We start from the raw sequence: 18,457 nt of genomic DNA on the forward strand, positions 1-18,457 counted from the left end.
AGGGCTTGTCACACCAGTGGAGGCACCGGCATCATGAACCTGCCGGACACCGACACGTCAGGTCGTACACAGACCGACACGTGAGGTCGTCCACCGATACCCATATCCATGCTCGGCGGGAGGGTGGCCCACGATGGCTCCAGATGCCTGCCGAGGATAACCGGGCCTACGACAACCTCGTTCTCATGTGTATCGAACATTCCTATGAGATCGACGAAACCCCCGATAGATTTCCGGCCGATTTGCTTCGCGACTGGAAGGCGGCTCAGATCGCTGAGTTCGACCGTATCGAACGTAATTGGCCGATCAACGATGACGAGGCCACAGAAGTGCTCGTTGAGTCGGAGTCCTTCGGGGCCCTGCACGCTCCGTCAACCATCGAACTCGTCCGTCGCGTAGAAGCACTTCGGCTGGCTGCTGAGCGAACTCGGGATGTCACTCGATCTTCGTCCCGAGAATGGCAGCAAGCTCGCGAGGAAGCGGCGAGATCACTCATCGCGTGGGACGAGGACGGCAACTCCCTGCGTGCGGAGCCATCGCAGATGGAAGTTCGTGCAATACAGCAGCACATCCGGACTGCATTGACCAACGCAGTCAGCGAGCTAACACCGGCGGCAGAAGCATCTCAAGTAGAACTCGCGGCTGTGAATGCGACACGGCCCCAAATCGCGCCCTGGTGCGAGGCGCTAGATCACGCGATCACCGGTGTAATCGCCGCGGCTGGAACCTGGACAGGAGGACCCGACCCGGGGTCAGACACAGCGTTCGATACCGCGATGGACGCTCTCGCCACATCCGTCGGCGACCTAATCCGTGTGTCGCGCGGGCAACACGTGGAAATACCGAAAACTCCACCAGCCGTTGTCGAGTCCGAGATTGTCGATCCCCTAGCCGCACATCGAGAGCTTCTCGATAAGGCCCGACCGTTTCACCGAGTCGATCATCACCCTTTCGACCACGGACTACGCGAGCGTCTCGCCGAGGCAACAGGGCGAGCAGCCGAGCTGCCACCAACGCCGCACCTGTTAACAATCGGGCTGGAGACGACGGCAGCTCTTGCGATTGCGGTGGCGGGCAATGCTTCTCAGGATCAGCAACTCGACTTAATCCACCGGGACCAAGAGCGCCTACCCGTCTGCACCGCCGTCGCGTTACTCCAGGAGTCCATTCGTCGCCGTGGCGAGGAAGACGTTACCGCCGCCACTGCACGTGAAGGTCTCCGTTGTTTGTGGTCGGAAACAGACTGGACCAGTGAAGATTCATGGTTAGGCAACGAAGTGAACGGGCGGTCAATGATGCATGCGTTCGCCCGAATCACCTCTGATGACGAGGTACGCGACCGCTTGACCAATGCTCTGGAAACCAACATCGGATTGCTGGACACCATAGTCGTAGCCTGTGCAGGCTGGACAGAACACCTCGACTCCCGCACGTGGAATGTCACCGAAATCGCCCGCACCTATCGCGAGGTCCCACCATGGCTACCGGTCAAGGCAATCAGGGCGCAAGCGACACGCTTTCTCGATGTACAAGATGGACTCGACGATCGAGAACTGATGGAGGCACTTCTCCAGCGCGCCCTCGGCGACGTCTAGTAGCGCCGGTAAATTCGTGCCCACGAGCCAGTCGCAACTCCCAGAATTAGCTTGCGACGATGGGTGCCACAAAATCAAACCGAGCCATCGTGCCAATGCCAACCTGCCGACGATCACAACTCGATCCGCGAACTGGGCACCCAGATTGCCGAGAAGGTGTGTGACCTGACGATTCCGCTCGAATCAAGCGCGCGTAGTTTTCGGCCGGATCCACGAATCGCTACCCAGCGGCTGGATTATCACCGAAAACGGACCCTTCTCCAGAGAACTCGGCATCTTTTTCGGCGCGGCTAAGGTCAAGTTTGTGGTTGGAGGTTCAAGCCGCCATGAAACCTTGCCGGAGGATGACCATTCTGTGCCCGACGGAGTGGACGGAGGATTCATGAACGATGCTGTTGGCCTGACTCGTTCCCATATCCGCAGCTGTCTCCAAAGCCGAGAGATGGGGCCGACCGGCTTGATTCCCCCCGCGTATACGACGAAGACATCGCCTAGGTCGAAATAAATGTAGCGAAACCTGGCTGGCTGCCGGAAGTCTGATTGGTGGTCGTCCGTGGGTCTGGGCTCCACCACTTCGGTTGGTTCCTGGGGTTGAGTGATTCAGGCCGAGGATACGGCCTGAATAATTTCTCAAACTCGATGTGAATAGATACGAGGCGGCATCGGTGATGCGCTCGTGGTGGTGGGTCCTCTCGATTCTAGGTCGCAATCGCGGGCGTAGCTGCTCTCCGTCGAAGTGATGCATCTGCGCGTGCCCATCCGCCTCATTGAACCCGGTGCGCTTACGGACAGCATCTGTACAAACGTCCGCGATCGGAGATGTTCTCCTCGATCCGTGGCATCCTGGACCTTGTGCTGCAGGTGATAACGGGAATGTACTTCAGAGATGTCAGGCTCACGGAAACTGAGCATCGCCGGACTCTATATACCAACGCGGACTTTTTTTCGCAGCGAAGTATCGACTTTTCCATCTGTCAACTAACTCCTTCGACGGCATACTCCTCAGTCCGGACTGTAATGCTCACCTACATCGAGCGTCTTGAAGCGGTTCGGCCTGACGGCACCGACGAATTCATGGTCTCCACCGGCGGGGACGCGATCGCTGATGATCTCGCTGTGGTTCTGTCATTCGCGCTGAACGCAACATTCACTCCGTCCCGCGCGAAGGCCGACCGCTTGATCAGCGAGAAGTCGGGTTCGCACCACAGTCCAGTCCCAGCCGACATCCTCCCTCGTACATTCGCACCAAACCTGACGCTTCGCGATAACGACGTCGCACACCTTCAGGAATTTTTACTCAAGCTGCTCGCTCTCAGGCGAGGTCCGTATGAGAAAGCCATGCGAGCCATAAGGCGAATTGTCACCGCAAGCGAACGGGTCGCCGAAGACCCCACCCTTGCGTACACGGACTACGTCGCTGCGCTCGAATCGTTGTCTGCCAGTTTCGACGTCGCCACGCCAACCTGGGGACGTCTAGACCCCCGCAAGCGCCGCATACTTGATCCAACGCTGCAAGCTCTGAGAAGAGACGACGCCGAACGTGTCCGCAAGGCCATCCTCGATTCGGAGAGAGCCGGTATCAAGTACCGATACGTCGAGTTCGTACTCAGCCACGTTCGCCCCTCCTTCCACCGCGACGAGGCCGTAGGGCTTACCCGCCCGGTCCAGCGCACATCACTCAGACAGGTAGTGGCAAACGCATACGACGCCCGGTCGAAGAACATGCATGAACTACGCGACCTCCCGATCGACACCTGGCTTCTCGTTGATGGCGCACAAACGGTTACACCACCGGGAGAAGCCCAGATGCTTACCCACGCGGGACTCGACCTGCTCGCACGTCACGTCGTGCGAACCTATGTGCAACGCGGATCGACGGAGAGAGACGCCGCCTTTCAATGGCGGGACCACCTTCCGAATGTCATCAAAATCCAACTCGCTTCCGAGCTATACCTTGGTCGCGCGGATACGATGAATCGGATCACCGCAGCGACCAGAGCAACCGAGTTCCTAAGTCACGCTATCGAAGCCATGGCGGGGCGAACCGCGCTCAATATCGACATGCGGCCGGCTCTCAGCCGAATCGAGCAGCTTCTTCGCACGGAACGCTCGCCCGGCGTTCGTGAACCTATGCTTGCGGTGTACTTCTTGTGGCACAGCCTGGTTCCGCCTGAGGCACATCTGTCGACCCCTGAGCCGACGCTGCAAGTCGCCAGGGACGAGCTTCGGAGTCCCAGTCTGTTCTCGTTCGCGGTCGCGATATTGCTTGAGCTGGAGCCTCCTTGGAGCATCGACGAGTGGTGCGAATTGGCTGAGCAGCGGTTCGAAGATCTGCATAGACGTCGGCCCCTTGAGTTTCCCGCGCGGTTTGACTCCGCGCTCTGGCTCCGTGTTGCAGAAATGCTCCAAGATGCCGGCGCGCAACATGCGGCGACGGCAGCGCTGGACAGAGCCATCGGATGCACCCCTGGCCACAGTGAGCTACTGGCGTTGGAGCGCGCGATTGCATCCGGCCAGGCCATCACTCCGAATCTGAAGGTCTTTCTTCTTGACCCGGTGCCCACGCACCCCTAGACCTCCCTTCCAACTCGAAAACCTGCGAACATCGCTCGCTCGCCTTTATCTGAGGCAACGCGTTGCAGCCACAACGACAGCGACGTGGCCCCTTCAATTCAGCACGAATATCTACGGCGAGGGGCAGAACGAGTGCTCGCTGATGTAGTCAGTGGCGCGCCTTACGCTTCCGCCCAATTTCGCTGTGCTGGAGATTAATTGGATGTGGTCTTGTCGTTACGGGCAAGAATGCCAAGGGAGTTGCTTGGCCGACGATGTGGCAAGAATCGCCTACACTGAGCCAGTGAAAAAAATCGGTGCACTTCTCAAGTTGAAGAAAGACCACGAGCTGTCAGTCCAGGGCAGAGCTGTGTACTACACATACTCGTTTGACCTCGGCCAGCAACTCGATGTCGCAAAACTGGCCGATAAACTGCTGCGGTACAATCTCGCATCAACTGCGAATACGCCAGATTCAGAGGACGTCCGAGTCAGCAAGTACATTGTCGATGTCGAACAAACATTACGTTCAGTGGTTGAATTCAACAAGTTTAACGAAGCCCTAGCATCGAGGGATACTACATGGCGAAGTCTAGCGAAGATATCAATCCGGTTAACCTTGACTTTCATGTTTTGGAAAATAATGGGACACCTCAGGTCTACCGATTCCCCGAAGCCTTCGCAACAGAACCTAACGTCGACTATTCAATCGCTAGATTCGACGGAGCGGACTTTACGCAAAACGCTCGTAGATCGCCACACGTGGGGATCCTTACGAACCTTGATCGAACGCCAGCAATACGATCCACGATATTACGATTGGACGCCCTTTATCAGGGTCGAGATGTTGCCAATTCCCTTTACAAACTCGACTGTTGGCACCGACGTAATTCAGGTCTCCTTAAAGGTTCACAGATCGGGAGTATGCATGCTTACGCTTGCGAGCGCGGTTCAGGCGACGCTCGACAAGACAGGAATGAACGACTGCATGATAAGCGAGCGGCACGAATTGATCACAATCGACGTACCAGAGCCGGTATACAAGCGCTATGGTCGTGCAAACGGCGTGAAAAACACAGGAGCCGACTTCGACGCACTGCCCCTCCGGGAGGGCGTTCGCTGGCTACGCTTGAAATCAGGGATTCCATCGCCGATATCGTTCCATTCAGTGTTCGAGATATACCACGACGCCATCATTTCTTTGGCAGGCAACAAAGGGCCGTCCAACTGGAGTTCGTACACGACGCTTTCGATCGGAGCTCCGACATGCGCGTGCGTAGGGAGCGAAGCTAAGGAAAGACACCGCAGCGAATTCGCACTGATCGCTCTACGAGCAACTCGGCCCGTTTCACTTCGAGCAGAAACTGAAGCGGAGCTGATCGACAACGTGCTCAAGGTGTCTGATCGCGACCTCTGGGTGTCCGCAGGAAATGCACTCTACGCCAACTGGAACGCGACTGGGGTCGACTACACGGAGGACCTCATGCAGCTGATACCGATCGAATCCGCTGTTCATCAGCTCCGCCAACTACAAAAAATCGACCGAACATCTTCGAATTCTGTTATCCGCGACGCACGATTGTTTGAGTCGCAAGAATCACTTGCAGTTGGGTTACAGGAGTATCGACGGAATCTGCTTCACGGGCCAGATGACGAAAATATTACAAACGCCGTGTTATCAGAGAATTCAGCGGATATATTATACGATCAGCTTCTTGATCGAGTCAAAATACTTGAAAGCATTGTTTCGACTCGATTTTCCCGAATACAATCACGCAGATCCATAGCAATCGCATCTTCCGGATTTTTTGTTGTCATAGCATTTCTGCTACCGAGAATTAACGAAACGATTCGAACTTTTGAAAAGCAGGGAAAATGGCCGTTGGAACTAACTTCATCTGCAATAGAAGCTTTCGGCGGACGCGGAGCGCTAGTCCTTGCCTTATACTTCGGCGCTTTGACGCTCGCTGCCGGCCTTATACTGGCATTCTCGATTCGTAAACGACCAAAAATCAGGAAACGAACGCAGTTCGGATACAAGGTCAAAAATAAAATTGGCATTAGACTGGAGCAGCAAGTCTAGATTATTATCTTCGGCCTCACCCGTCGCCGACGAATGCCATAGTTCTGACGAGCCATCGGGCCAAGAAAGACTGGTATCCGCTCTTTCCGACTCGTCGGCACCAAATCACTCCATTATCGACTGATCAACCCCAATCCGCTTAGATAGAGCAGAACTACGCCAGCAAGCGGCCTGGACGTGACCGCCCCTGCATATGACCAATATTCTCGCCGCAGCACCTTCCGCCGTGGGAATTGCGTCACCGCTTGCCATCGTGGCGGCCACCGTCGGTTAAATCGCCTCATCCTGATACTCGCTGTGACCCCGCAACCGTGGATCGATGCTGATCCGTCTCGCACGACGGGCGGTCGATGAAAGGACTTGACGTGTGACCAGAATGTCCACTGAGCTCATTGCATCTTTGCCTTGGTTCCGACCACAGCAGCAAACTCGATGCGATCCGCGAAGTGCGCACCCGAATATCCGAGATAAGGTGATCAGTCTCGCGACCTGGGCGTGCGCGACCCGAATCGCGCTGCCGACGCGACTAACTGGTCTCCATCCACCGTCGCTCCCCCAACCGATCCTGCAGCCGCGTCAACGTCGTCCGCATCTTCTGAGCCTCGGCGATCTCGGCCAACACTTTCGGATCGCACTTCCGATACAACTGCTCCACCGCCGGCCACACCTCACCCTCGGCATCACCGAGCCCCGGACGCTTCACCAAATCCAACACCGTCTGCTCCGCCGTAGTCACCAACACCACACCCAACCCGGTATCGATGCGCTCCGCATCCAGACGTGCCGTGTTGCGCACGACGAACCGAACCAACGCCGGCCGATCCGCCAACCGAATCGGATCATGCCGCGTCGGCACAGCAATCACAGCCGTCGCCAACGCTCGCGGAATCAGACCGTGCAACCTCGCTGCGCTGATACCCATCACCACAGCGTCATCGGGACCGTAAGCCGAGACAGCGATACCAGCGGCTGCAGCCTCCAAGCCAGGCATCCACTCGGTCCCGACCCGGTCGTCGGGCACTGCCACGTAGAAGCCCGTCGCCACTCGGTGCAGCAGACCCAAGTCCATCAGCCGCGCAAGCTCGGCGCGCGGGTGCGCGTAGACATCGGCCGCCGTCGCGGCTCGCACCACCCGCATCGGAAGGCGAGCGAATTCCGGAGGTAGACCGGTCTGACGGCGTCGCACATCGCTAGTCGTCACGGACACCTCCATAAAGTGTCGAATACGTAGGCCCAAGCCTACAGAACCGACACTGATTCCAACACCGCAATCCAGGCCTAGCCACTCCCGCCCGGTCCACAAAAATCCACCTACATCCACACGAATGCTCACTGATGAGTTGGCAACGAGTTGTGACATTCTGTGACACCGAACGCCACATCGAGCCGCCGAACCGGCAAAACCCGAGGTAACAGTTGCCACATATACCCAGGTGGACGAACCGGGCTCGTAGCTGAAACGAGCGGCTACAACAGGCCAAAAAGAGACGGCCCCAACCGTTTTCGCTGGTCAGGGCCGTCTCGCGGAGCCTCCTAACGGGATTGAACCGTTGACCGCTCGCTTACAAGGCGAGTGCTCTACCGCTGAGCTAAGGAGGCAGTGAAGCGAAGCCAGCATATCCGTTCATCGGACGCTCAGTAACAACAGGTACCTTGTCCGTGGATCACCCCAGCAACGTGTAAAGACGGTCATGACTTTCCTGCAAGACCTGACGGCTTCGCTGAGCCGTCTCACCGGTGAGCGTCGGGCCACCATCGATACGCCGACCGCAGCACCGTCGCCCCTTCGTCCGATCGATCTGACCGACGATGCGTCGGTTGCGGAGGTGCTGGACCTCGCGGTTCGCGTCGGCGAAGTGCTGTTGGCCTCGGGCACGGCAGCGATGGATACGGCGACTCAGGTGCAGTACATCGCCGCGACGTACGGCCTCGCGCGATGCGATGTCGATGTCACGTACAACTCGATCACCCTCAGTGCTCACCGGGGCCCGACGCGTCCTCCGGCGTCGACGATGCGCATCGTGCATTACCGCTCGATGGACTTCACGCGGCTGGCCGAGGTCGACCGCCTCATTCGCGCCGTGCGCGTCAAGATGGTGCCGCCGAGCGCGGCGCTCGAGCGGCTCGACGAGATCACCAAGGCTCCGCACCCGTACAACCGGTGGATTGCGACGCTGGCGTGGTCGGGCATGGCCGCTGCCATCAGTGTGTTGCTCGGCGGTGGCGCGTTGGTGGCTGTGGTCAGCTTCCTGACGACGATGGTGATCGATCGCATCGGACGCGTCCTCAACCGTGCGGGCCTGCCGTTCTTCTTCCAGCAGGTTGTCGGTGGCTTCGTGGCGGCGACACCGGCGATCACGCTCTACAACTTCCAGGACCAGCTGAACATCAGCATCTCGCCGTCGCAGATCATCGCGGCCGGGGTGATCGTGCTGCTCTCGGGGCTCTCGCTCGTCGGCTCGGTGCAGGATGCGATCACCGGTGCCCCGATCACGGCGGTGTCGAGATTCTTCGAGGTGTTGATGATGACGGGCGGCATCATCGCCGGCGTCGCGACGTCTCTGCGGCTGGCCGCGCTGATCGGCAGCGATCTGCCGCAGATCAGCAACCTGGCCCCACCGGACATCCTGCAGGTCCCCACCAAGGTGATCGCCGGCGCAGCAGCGTCACTGTTCTATGCACTGGCCTGCTACGCCGAGCGTCGTGCGTTGACGGCTGCCTTCATGGGCGGCTTCGCGGGATCGCTGGTGTATCTGCTCTCGCAGACGCTCAATGTGGGACCGATCATCGCCTCGGCCATAGCTGCCACCGTCGTCGGATTCGCGGGTGGTCTGTTGGCTCGTCGTGCGCTGATTCCGCCGCTGATCGTCGCCGTCGCGGGTATCACTCCCCTGCTCCCCGGCCTGGCGCTGTACCGAGGTCTGTACGCGATCCTCAACGACCAGCTACTGCTCGGCATCAGCTCGTTGTTCGCGGCATTCGGCGTCGGCTGCGGGCTGGCCGCGGGTGTGACATTGGGTGAGTGGGGTGCCCGCACCCTGCGTCGACCGCGCATCATCGCGCGCACGGAAGAACTACTGCGCCCGACGCTTCGCCGCACAGAAGAACCGCGCCGACCGACTGTTCGTCGGCGGCGCGGTACGAGTCCTTCGTAGAAGGCGGAACTCAGGCCTCTGTGCTGGGGGTTCCCTCAGCGGATGCGCGTGCAGCCGCGTCGGCCTCCATGGCCTCACGCAGGCTGCGCGGACGCATATCGGTCCAGTTCTTCTCGACGTACTCCAAGCACGCGGCGCGGGTGTCTTCACCGAAGACGACACGCCATCCCTGAGGGACCTCGGAGAACGTCGGCCACAGCGAATGCTGGTCTTCGTCGTTGACCAGCACGAAGAAGCGTCCGTCTTCGTCATCGAACGGGTTGGTACTCATCTCGCCTCACTCGTCGCGAACGTTTGGTTGGTATGTCTGCACCGTGAGGTGCCACACGACCCTAGCAACGCAGGTCGGGCCGTGGTGCCGTCAGGCCTTCAAGAAGCCGAGCAGTTCCGCATTGACGGCCTCGGGACGCTCGAGATATCCGTAGTGCCCGGCGTCCGCTATTTCGACGTACCGCGCACCGGGAATGGCGTCGGCCAGTTCCTTGCCAAGGTACGGCGGGATCATCCGATCGTCGGCGAATCCGACCGACAGGCACGGCACCGACACGCCGCGGTAGGCCGCAGTTCGATCGAAATCGTCCTCCATGCCCAGCTGAGCGCGCACGCCGGCGGACGGCGAGGAGGCGGAGAACTCGAACAGGTCGAGCCAGTCGCGTGCCCCGCGAGAATCACGCAACGTCGCAGGCGACAGGTTCATCACCGCTGTCACCGCAGCCGAGTAGGTTCCCGGGAGCTCGACGCGCTTGTCGTACAGCGCTCGCTCGCCGTTGGCGAGAGTCTTCTGAAATTCGTCGACTCGGGCGTGGCCGGCGAGGAAGACCGCTTTACGAACCAGATCCGGCCTGCTCAGAGCAAGCTCCTGCGCGACGCGTGAGCCCATCGACGTTCCGACGACGTAGGCCTTCTCGTCACCGTTGCGAACGAGCTCGATCAGGCCGGCGGTATCGGCGACCATGTCCTCCATGGTGATGCCGTGCGTGCTCTCCGACGACGGCGCGATGCCGCGATTGTCGAAAGTGCACACCCGGTAACCCGCTGCTGTGAGAGCCGGCACCTGATGCAGCTCCCACACACGGCCCGGGCTACCGGTGCCCATGATCAGAACTACCAGGTCTCCACTGCCCTTGACCTGGTAGTTCAGGTCGATGCCGTTGATCTTGGCGATAGGCATACGTCTCCTTACTGCTGATTCGTCCGTCGGGGATCGTATCGTCCGACACCGACACGGGGTTACTCGAACAGCCAGTGGGTACCTGGTGTTACATGACTGACGAGAACGTAGCGGGCGAAGCACGCAAGGGATTGCTCGACGGAATCAAGGGCAAGGCCAAAGAGGTCGTGGGCGCGGTGACCGGCAACGACTCGTTGACGGCCGAGGGCCAATTACAGGCTGCTCAGGCTCGTGAACACAAGGAGGCCCAGGCCACGGAGCGGGTCGCCGAAGCGCAGGCCACCGAAGCCGCCGAGGAACTGGCCGACGTTCGCACGTCAGCCGAAAGCCGCCGAGAGGCCGCAGAGGAGAACGCCGCGGTCACCGAGGCGCAGGCAGATCGGGTGCGTGATACGCAGGTGGTCGCGGCCGAGCAGAACAAGCGCGAGACCATAGCGCAGGAGCGCGCTGCCGCTGAGGTCGACGCGACCGCCGAGCAGATCGAGGCCGAAGAGGACCGGCGCATCGAGCAGGCTGCCGCGGACTCCGACGAAATGGTGGCCGCGCAGAAGCACCAGGAGGCGCTTCGTCAGGCCGAGGCCGATCGCAAGAAGGCCGAAGAGCTCCGCAACCAGGCCTGAACCACTACTGCAAAACAGGAGTTTCGTTTCATGAGTGTCCTAGCCATACCGATGACCATTCTTCGCATCCAGTACAAGATCGCTCGAATTCCGTTGCAGCTCATCGAGACCAACGTAGTCGAGAAGATGAACGCGGAATCACCTGCGCGCCTGGTGTACGAGCACACGCTCGGTTCACTGGACCGTGCCGTCGGAAACCTGTTGGGAGACAAGGGACTCGCCGATCGCGGCGAAACCCTGGTCGACAGCACCGAGAACCGTGCCGAAGCAGCGCGCCTCGACGCCGAGGCTCGGGCCAAGAAGGCCGCAGCCAACGACGAACTGAAGGTGGCTCGCGAGACCGCCGAGAAGGATCGCCGCGCAGCCGACGCCGCCGCCCAGGAAGCCGCGCGTGACGCCCGCCAGGAGGCCGAGCAGCGCAAGCGCGAGGCCGCTCAGGATGCCGAGCGTGAAGCCGCCGCCAAGAAGAAGAAGGCCGACGAGCAGGCCGCTGCCACCGCGAAGGCCGCAGAGGATCGCAAGAAGGCTCAGCAGGCTCAGGTCGACAAGCAGGAGAAGCTGGCCGCCGCGCCGTCCGAGGCCGAACTGGCCGAGGCCGCCGAGCGTTCCGACGAGGCCGCCGCCAAGAAGGACGAGGCAGAGCGCATCGAGAAGCTGTTCATCGCAGAGAAGAACAAGGACTGACGTCGGCACTATCGGCGAATTGTCGATCTCCGGCAGGACCTCACACCCTTTTTGCCGACTGCGCGCCCCTACTCGCATCAGAGCATGGGCGCGCAGTCGTCAATCGGGGCGCGCGCTCCCCGCCCACCAGTTGACCAATCGAGGACGCGGGCGAGAAATGCAGCGATGTTGTCTTCGACTGCCGCGGTGCGGGTCTCGACATCGAAGTCTTCCTTGAATTGACGGCCCAACGCCGGGGTCTTCTTCTTTCGCGCGTAGAGCGAGCACGCGAGGTCCGAGCAGATGTAGGTACCCACCGTGTTTCCGCGCCTGCCGGATTCGCCTGCCTTCGCGGCAGCCATCAGCGAGACGCCACCGTTCGCGTGTGTGGTGAGGCAGATGCTGCACATCTGCGCTGTGCGTGGCCCACCGACTTTGTAGCGCAACGCGATTCCACGCAGGCAATCCCCTGAAGGAACGACGATGTAGCTCCTCCCGGCAAGCTTGGGGTCGACCCAACCGAAGAAGTCGAGATCGCTCCACGGCACCGCGTCGAACATCTCGGGAAGGGAGAGCCTTCCGGCGTCCCCCTTGGACGAGTTGACGAACGACGACCTGATGTCGCGCTCGGAGATCGGTTCCATGTCACTGCCTCCAGTGCTGTAAGAGTGTGTCGATTCCGTCGAGGATGCGGGCCCAGGACTGCTGCGAATCGGGCGCACTGTGACCGAACGAGCCCGACGCATCGAGGCTGGCATAGCCGTGAAACACGCTGCCGAGCAATCGAACTGCGTGTACCTGATCCTCTTCGCCGAGGTCGTACCCCCGGAGGATCGCTTTCATCATTGCCGAGTGACGCACTCCCGCACTCGCAAGAGCAGTCTCGTGATCGAGTGGAAACTGCGTCGCCGCATAGCGACCGGGGTGCTCCCGCGAATAACCGAGATACGCGTTGGCGACGGCCACCAATGCGTCCTTGCCCGCTCGGCCTGCCAGCGCCTCGGACACCCGATCGGCCAGTTCCTCCAACGCCAGCAGCGCTATCCCGACGTTCAACTCGTGCGCGTTCTTCAGGTGCGAATACAGGCTCGCCACCTTGACATCGAAGCGTCTGGCCAGCTCACTGGCGGTGACGCGATCGAAGCCGACCTCATCGGCCAGATCCGCTCCTGCCGCCACGATGCGCTGCGCGGTCAATCCTGCGCGTGCCATACCGGCCTCCTCGTTCTTTCGAGGACACCGTAACCAAACCTAATAGCTTTAGGCAAATTGCTAAAGCAATCAGCGACCCTGCCACGCCTCCCACAGCTGTGCGTATCGTCCACCGGCCGCGACCAGCTCCTCGTGCGGGCCCTGTTCCAGAATTCTGCCGTGTTCGAGGACCACCACGCGGTCGGCGGCAGCAGCCTGAGTCAGCCGATGCGCGACGATCAACGTGCTGCGCCCCCTGGTCGCTGCCTCGGCCGCAGCTTCGAGATCTCGCGCACCGGAACTGCCCGCCTCCGCGGTGGCCTCGTCCAACACCGCGACGGCCGGGTCGGCGAGAACCAAACGTGCCAAGGCCAATTGCTGCGACTGAGCCGCGGTCAACTGGCGTCCGCCCTCGCCGACAGCGGTGTCGAGGCCGTTCTGGAGCGCCTCGACCCACGACCAGGCACCGACGGTGCGTAGTGCGGCTTCGACGTCGTCACGACCGGCATCCGGGGCGGCAAGCAACACGTCGTCGATCAATCGGCCGGCGAACACGTGCACTTCCTGGCTGACTATCGCGACGTGTCGCCGCAGGCCCTCACTGCCCAGCGCATCCAGTGATGCGCCGCCGACACGAACTGTCCCCGATGTCGACGCCATCGAGCCTGCCGCGATCGCTGCAATCGTGGATTTGCCTGCGCCGGTGGATCCGACGAGAGCGACGGTCTCCCCTGCGCCGACCCGCAGGTTCACTCCGTGCAGAACCTCGTGGCCGGACTCGTACTCGTGCCGCAGATCGGTGACGTCCAAGGTGGCGTCGGACGGCACGGAACCGTCGCCGACGGGTCGCTCGTCGGGGATGTCGATGACGCCGACGAGCCGGGCCAACGAGGCTCCCGCGGACTGGATGTCGTCGAACGTGAACAGCAGGGTGCCGATCGGATTGAACAGTCGGTGGAACAGCAGCGCCGCAGCGGTCGTCTCACCGACGGTGACGTGATCGCCTCGCACCAGCAAGAATCCGGCCAACAGGATCACCGAGAGTCCGACGCATTCGGCGCGATTGCTTCGAGATCCGAATCGGGTGAACAAGCGGAACACATCGACGCCGATGTCGCGGGCCTTCGCCGACGCTCTGTCGATCTCGCTCAGGTGCGCCGACTCGAGTCCGTACGCACGAACGGTTTTTGCGCCCTGCATGCTGCTGACGAAGGACTGCGCTCGCTCGCCCATCGCCACGCGCTCGGCCGCGTACTTCGGTGCCGAGCGGGGCAGATACCAGCGCAGCGCGAGGACGTACATCGGCAGCGCGACGAGCCCCGCCAGGCCCAGCCGCCAGTCGATGCCGAGCATCGTGATCGTGCTCAGGCACACGAGCAGGAACGCGCCGACGAGCTGCGGGATCACCTCACCGATCGACTTGGCCATCACCGCGACGTCGTCGCCCACCCGGGAGAGCAAGTCGCCCTTGCCCACTCGCTCGAGCGTGGCCACCGGCAGATGCAGCGCGCGGCGCACGACGGCCTCGCGCAGCGACGCCAGAATGCCCTCACCCAACGTACTGATGAGGTAGCCGCTGAAACCGGTGACGATGCCGCCGATCACTGCGGCCACCGAGATCACGACGACAACCCCGATGATCGTCGACGAGTCGGCCCCGTCGCGGACGCGGTCGACCAGGACCCCGAAGACATAGACCGGCACCAGCGACATCGCCGCCGCAAGTGCGCCGAGGAGCAGCGTGACCGCCGTACGCACCCGTCGTAGTTTCAGCTGTTCCAGCAACCAGCGACCGGATCGGGCTCCGGTGGCGATCGGAAGAAGTTCGGGGGTGGTCATCGCAGCACCGCGTCCTTGTACTGCGAGTCCGAGGACGCGAGATCGTGGTGCGTTCCCTCGGCGACGACGCGGCCGTCGTCGACGACGAGAACGCGATGGGTCACCGACAGCAGCGCAGGGCTGGTGGTGATGAGGATCGTTGTCTGCGAGCTTCTTTCGGTGTGCCGGAGCTCGGCGATGCCGCGGGCGATGGCGTGCTCGGTGACGGCGTCGACGGCGGTGGTGGGGTCGTGCAGTACCAGGACCGGGGCGTCGACCGACAGCGCTCGCGCCAACGCCACTCGCTGGCGTTGGCCGCCGGACAGGCTGGCTCCGCGGTCGGTGACGGCGTGATCGAGACCCGCCTCGTGCAATTCGACGACGTCGGTGGCCGCGGATGCCTGGAGCACTCGGTCGAGTTCGGCGTCGGGCCGCTCCCGCCCGGCGGTGACGTTGCTGCGGACGGTTCCGGCGAACAGGTCGGTGAGGTGCGGCTCGACGAGAACGGTCTCGCGGGAGCGTCGAAGATCGATCTCTCCCGCCGGAATGCCGCCGACGCGAACAGATCCGGTGTAGTCGGCGTCGGAGATCTGACCGGACAGCAGCGCGGCGAGCGCCTCTCCGTCCTGCGGTCGGTAGGCGACCACGCCGAGCATCTCGCCTGGTTCTGCCCGGAAGGTGAGGCCGTCGAGCGATCGGAATCGAACGCTGTCGACACCGAGATCGGTCCGCGCGGGCACCGCGGATTTCGACTGCGGTAGAACGTGTTCCGCACCGAGCACCAGGGCCAACCGATCGGCCGATCCGCGCACCATCGCCACGACGCCGGGGATCCTCGCCAACCCGGTCAGGGGTTCGATGACGAACTGGGCAAGGCCGATGACGGTGATAAACTCACCGACCGAAATTCGGCCCTGCAGCGCGAACCAGCCGGCGGTACCGGCGATCCCGACGGCCAGCAATGCGTTGACCGTTGCCGACAAGCCCTGATAGACGTTGTTCGCGCGAGCCAGCTTCAGAGTCGCCGCCAATGCCGTTCGGCTCGACGTCACGAATCGCTCGGTCGCGGCGTTCTCGGCACCGATGCCACGCAGCGGCCGGACACCGCTGACCAGATCGGTGGCCATACCCGACACACCGGCGATCCGGGCCTGCTGGGCGGTGGCTGCGCGGGTGAGCAGTGGAGCGAGGCGCTGCAGCGCGATCAAGATGACCGGGGTCCCGATCACGACGGCAAGGCCCAGGGGAACGTCGATGATCAACAACGCCACAGCCGATGCGACGACCGCGACGGCCGACGCGAAGACCCGCGCGATCAGATCGAGGATCCACGACTCCTTCTCGGCGTCGGACGTCGAGACCGTCAGCAACTCCCCCGCCGACAGCTCGGTACGTACACCCCGCGGATCGAGGACACGACCGGCGACCTCCACGCGCACCAGATGCGCCTCCCGCTCGATGGCGACGACGATGATGCGGGCACCGATCCGCCACGCATACGACAGGGTGACGAACAAGGCCGCCAGACCGACCAGCGAGACGATCATCGCCGTCACATCACCGGTGTCGATGGCACGCGAGACGATGAGTCCGATCGCCACCGGGACCATCGTCTCGCACAGTTGATGCACTCCGAACAGCAGCGACGAGACGATCAGTCGGGTGCGATGGCGTCGGACGGTGCGTCGCAGAATCGCGGAGCCGGTGGCCGGAGAAGGCTCCTCCACCACTGTCCGAGCATGGCGGAGCGGCACAGAATCGGTCATTTGCTGCAGCCTATGGCATCGGGAAGTGGCGATGGGACGCCACATTTACATAGAGTCGGGACCAACGAACACCGTGTAAGCCCAGCAGAGAGTACGGAGAACACCATGCCTGCCAAGACTTCGACCGACAACGACATCGCCGACGAAGACATCGTCCCACTCGAGTACGAGACGGCCAGCCAGGCTCAGCGCGTCGTCGCGGCCTACGCAACCGATGCCGACGAATGCCGCATGTTGCTGTCGATGTTGGGTATAGATCCTGTTGTGAAGGGCGAAAGCGAGTAGCACCTTCGCAGGACTGGCTCCCCCAGAGATCTACAAGCGGATTGGACAGTTGTGGCTGACGCCTCGCAGGGTTCGGATTTTGTCGTCGTAGCCAACCGGTTGCCGGTCGATCTGGAAAAGGTTCCGGACGGAAGCACACGATGGAAGCGAAGCCCAGGCGGGTTGGTCACCGCTCTCGAACCGATCCTGCGCGCCAACAAGGGTGCCTGGGTGGGGTGGGTCGGTGTCTCGGACATCGACGTCGAGCCGTTCGTCGAGGACGGCCTGCAACTGCGTCCGGTCACGATCAGCGAGAAGGAATACACCCAGTACTACGAGGGCTTCTCCAACGCGACGCTGTGGCCGCTCTATCACGACGTCATCGTCAAGCCGGAGTACGACCGCGACTGGTGGAACGCCTACGTCGAAGTCAACCGCCGCTTCGCCGAGAAGACCTCCGAGGCTGCAGCACAGGGCGCGACGGTGTGGATCCAGGACTACCAGCTCCAGCTCGTTCCGAAGATGCTGCGGATGCTACGCCCCGACCTGACCATCGGGTTCTTCCTGCACATCCCGTTCCCGCCGATCGAGCTGTTCATGCAGATGCCGTGGCGCACCGAGATCGTCGAAGGGCTGCTCGGTGCCGACCTCATCGGTTTCCATCTGTCCGGCGGCGCGCAGAACTTCCTCTACCTCGCCCGACGCCTCGCCGGGGGAACCACGTCCCGCGGAACCGTGGGAGTGCGGTCCAAGTTGGGCGTCGTGCAGGTCGGCTTCCGAACCGTGCGGGTCGGCGCGTTCCCGATCTCCATCGATTCCGGTGATCTCGACACCAAGTCTCGCTCCAAGGCCGTCCGGGATCGCGCGAAGCAACTGCGCAAGGATCTGGGCAACCCGAAGCGCATCATGCTCGGCGTCGATCGACTCGATTACACCAAGGGAATCGACGTTCGGCTCAACGCGTTTCGCGAACTGCTCGAAGAGGGCCGCGTCGATCCCGCCGAGAACGTCATCGTGCAGTTGGCGACACCCAGCCGGGAACGCGTCGAGAGCTACGTCGCCATGCGCGGCGAAATCGAGCAGCAGGTCGGCCGCATCAACGGCGAGTACGGCCAGGTGGGCCACCCCGTGGTGCACTACCTGCACCGGCCGATCCCCCGCGACGACCTGCTGGCCTACTTCGTCGCTGCCGACGTCATGCTGGTCACTCCGCTGCGTGACGGCATGAACCTCGTCGCCAAGGAGTACGTGGCCTGCCGCAGCGACCTCGGTGGCGCTCTGGTGCTCAGCGAATTCACCGGTGCCGCAGCAGAACTGCGCCAGGCGTACCTTTGCAACCCACACGACCTGGACAGCGTGAAGGACGCGATCATCGGCGCACTGGAGCAGGAACCCGAGGCAGGCAAACGCCACATGCGTGCCATGCGCAGGCAGGTGCTCGCGCACGACGTCGATCGCTGGGCCCGCTCCTTCCTGACCGCACTCGCAGCGCCGGCGGAGGGCACCAACCTCAGCCGATAAATCGCTTTCCCGACACCGTCGACGGCTGCTACTTTGCCGTCGACGGTTTTTTCGTGC

General features: G+C 61.8%; 15 protein-coding genes and 1 tRNA gene. 8 read left to right on the top strand and 8 right to left on the bottom strand.

All coding sequences use genetic code 11. The features are described 5' to 3' along the window. Positions 1-143 precede the first annotated feature (143 nt). The 3 genes from CH256_RS27715 to CH256_RS27720 all read left to right on the top strand — a co-directional run bounded on the left by CH256_RS27715 (position 144) and on the right by CH256_RS27720 (position 6,231). Complete coding sequence (locus CH256_RS27715) at positions 144-1,595, top strand: hypothetical protein (protein ID WP_143536604.1); 1,452 nt, start codon at positions 144-146, stop codon at positions 1,593-1,595. 1,017 nt (positions 1,596-2,612) lie between these two features. Beyond that, positions 2,613-4,169 (top strand): hypothetical protein, encoded by a 1,557-nt coding sequence (locus CH256_RS16990; RefSeq protein WP_143536605.1) that lies wholly within the window; start codon positions 2,613-2,615, stop codon positions 4,167-4,169. A 244-nt stretch (positions 4,170-4,413) separates the two neighbouring features. Further along, a complete protein-coding gene (locus CH256_RS27720; protein ID WP_143536606.1) occupies positions 4,414-6,231 on the top strand; it encodes a hypothetical protein in 1,818 nt (605 codons plus the stop codon). A gap of 526 nt (positions 6,232-6,757) precedes the next feature. Here CH256_RS27720 and CH256_RS16995 read toward each other — a convergent pair. Both CH256_RS16995 and CH256_RS17000 read right to left on the bottom strand, forming a co-directional pair. Next, positions 6,758-7,432 (bottom strand): type IV toxin-antitoxin system AbiEi family antitoxin domain-containing protein, encoded by a 675-nt coding sequence (locus CH256_RS16995; RefSeq protein ID WP_256989465.1) that lies wholly within the window; start codon positions 7,430-7,432, stop codon positions 6,758-6,760. Positions 7,433-7,758: 326 nt separating this feature from the next. Further along, positions 7,759-7,830 (bottom strand) — tRNA-Thr (locus CH256_RS17000). Between the two features lie 92 nt (positions 7,831-7,922). Here CH256_RS17000 and CH256_RS17005 point away from each other — a divergent pair. After that, on the top strand, positions 7,923-9,386 hold the full coding sequence (locus CH256_RS17005; protein ID WP_094640838.1) for a threonine/serine ThrE exporter family protein: 1,464 nt from the start codon (positions 7,923-7,925) through the stop codon (positions 9,384-9,386). Positions 9,387-9,396: 10 nt separating this feature from the next. On the opposite strand, the gene CH256_RS17010 is transcribed toward CH256_RS17005, so the two are convergent. Together CH256_RS17010 and CH256_RS17015 are read right to left on the bottom strand one after the other, a co-directional pair. Continuing rightward, positions 9,397-9,657, bottom strand: coding sequence for an MbtH family protein (locus CH256_RS17010; RefSeq protein ID WP_008710007.1), 261 nt, complete (start codon positions 9,655-9,657; stop codon positions 9,397-9,399). A gap of 90 nt (positions 9,658-9,747) precedes the next feature. Further along, positions 9,748-10,557 (bottom strand): alpha/beta fold hydrolase, encoded by an 810-nt coding sequence (locus CH256_RS17015; protein WP_068055951.1) that lies wholly within the window; start codon positions 10,555-10,557, stop codon positions 9,748-9,750. Positions 10,558-10,649: 92 nt separating this feature from the next. Here CH256_RS17015 and CH256_RS17020 point away from each other — a divergent pair, with 92 nt between their 5' ends. Beyond that, on the top strand, positions 10,650-11,177 hold the full coding sequence (locus CH256_RS17020) for a general stress protein CsbD (protein WP_094670096.1): 528 nt from the start codon (positions 10,650-10,652) through the stop codon (positions 11,175-11,177). Positions 11,178-11,207: 30 nt separating this feature from the next. Continuing rightward, on the top strand, positions 11,208-11,861 hold the full coding sequence (locus tag CH256_RS17025; RefSeq protein ID WP_068055945.1) for a hypothetical protein: 654 nt from the start codon (positions 11,208-11,210) through the stop codon (positions 11,859-11,861). A gap of 77 nt (positions 11,862-11,938) precedes the next feature. On the opposite strand, the gene CH256_RS17030 is transcribed toward CH256_RS17025, so the two are convergent. The 4 genes from CH256_RS17030 to CH256_RS17045 form a co-directional block, all read right to left on the bottom strand. Beyond that, a complete protein-coding gene (locus tag CH256_RS17030) occupies positions 11,939-12,484 on the bottom strand; it encodes an FBP domain-containing protein (protein ID WP_094670097.1) in 546 nt (181 codons plus the stop codon). Position 12,485: 1 nt separating this feature from the next. After that, positions 12,486-13,052 (bottom strand): TetR/AcrR family transcriptional regulator, encoded by a 567-nt coding sequence (locus CH256_RS17035; RefSeq protein ID WP_094640835.1) that lies wholly within the window; start codon positions 13,050-13,052, stop codon positions 12,486-12,488. A 69-nt stretch (positions 13,053-13,121) separates the two neighbouring features. Then, positions 13,122-14,870, bottom strand: a complete 1,749-nt coding sequence (locus CH256_RS17040) for an ABC transporter ATP-binding protein (RefSeq protein ID WP_094670098.1) — start codon at positions 14,868-14,870, stop codon at positions 13,122-13,124. Next, the gene (locus tag CH256_RS17045; RefSeq protein WP_179272129.1) at positions 14,867-16,615 is read right to left on the bottom strand and encodes an ABC transporter ATP-binding protein; all 1,749 of its coding nucleotides are present in this window, start codon (positions 16,613-16,615) and stop codon (positions 14,867-14,869) included. The genes CH256_RS17040 and CH256_RS17045 overlap by 4 nt, the downstream gene beginning before the upstream one ends. A gap of 105 nt (positions 16,616-16,720) precedes the next feature. Between CH256_RS17045 and CH256_RS17050 the strand changes: the two genes are divergently transcribed. Then, positions 16,721-16,900 (top strand): hypothetical protein, encoded by a 180-nt coding sequence (locus tag CH256_RS17050; RefSeq protein WP_068055931.1) that lies wholly within the window; start codon positions 16,721-16,723, stop codon positions 16,898-16,900. Positions 16,901-16,951: 51 nt separating this feature from the next. Next, positions 16,952-18,400, top strand: a complete 1,449-nt coding sequence (locus CH256_RS17055; RefSeq protein ID WP_094670099.1) for an alpha,alpha-trehalose-phosphate synthase (UDP-forming) — start codon at positions 16,952-16,954, stop codon at positions 18,398-18,400. The last annotated feature ends 57 nt before the right edge of the window (positions 18,401-18,457 follow it).

The organism is Rhodococcus sp. 05-2254-6 (assembly GCF_002258565.1).
GTDB lineage: Bacteria > Actinomycetota > Actinomycetes > Mycobacteriales > Mycobacteriaceae > Rhodococcoides.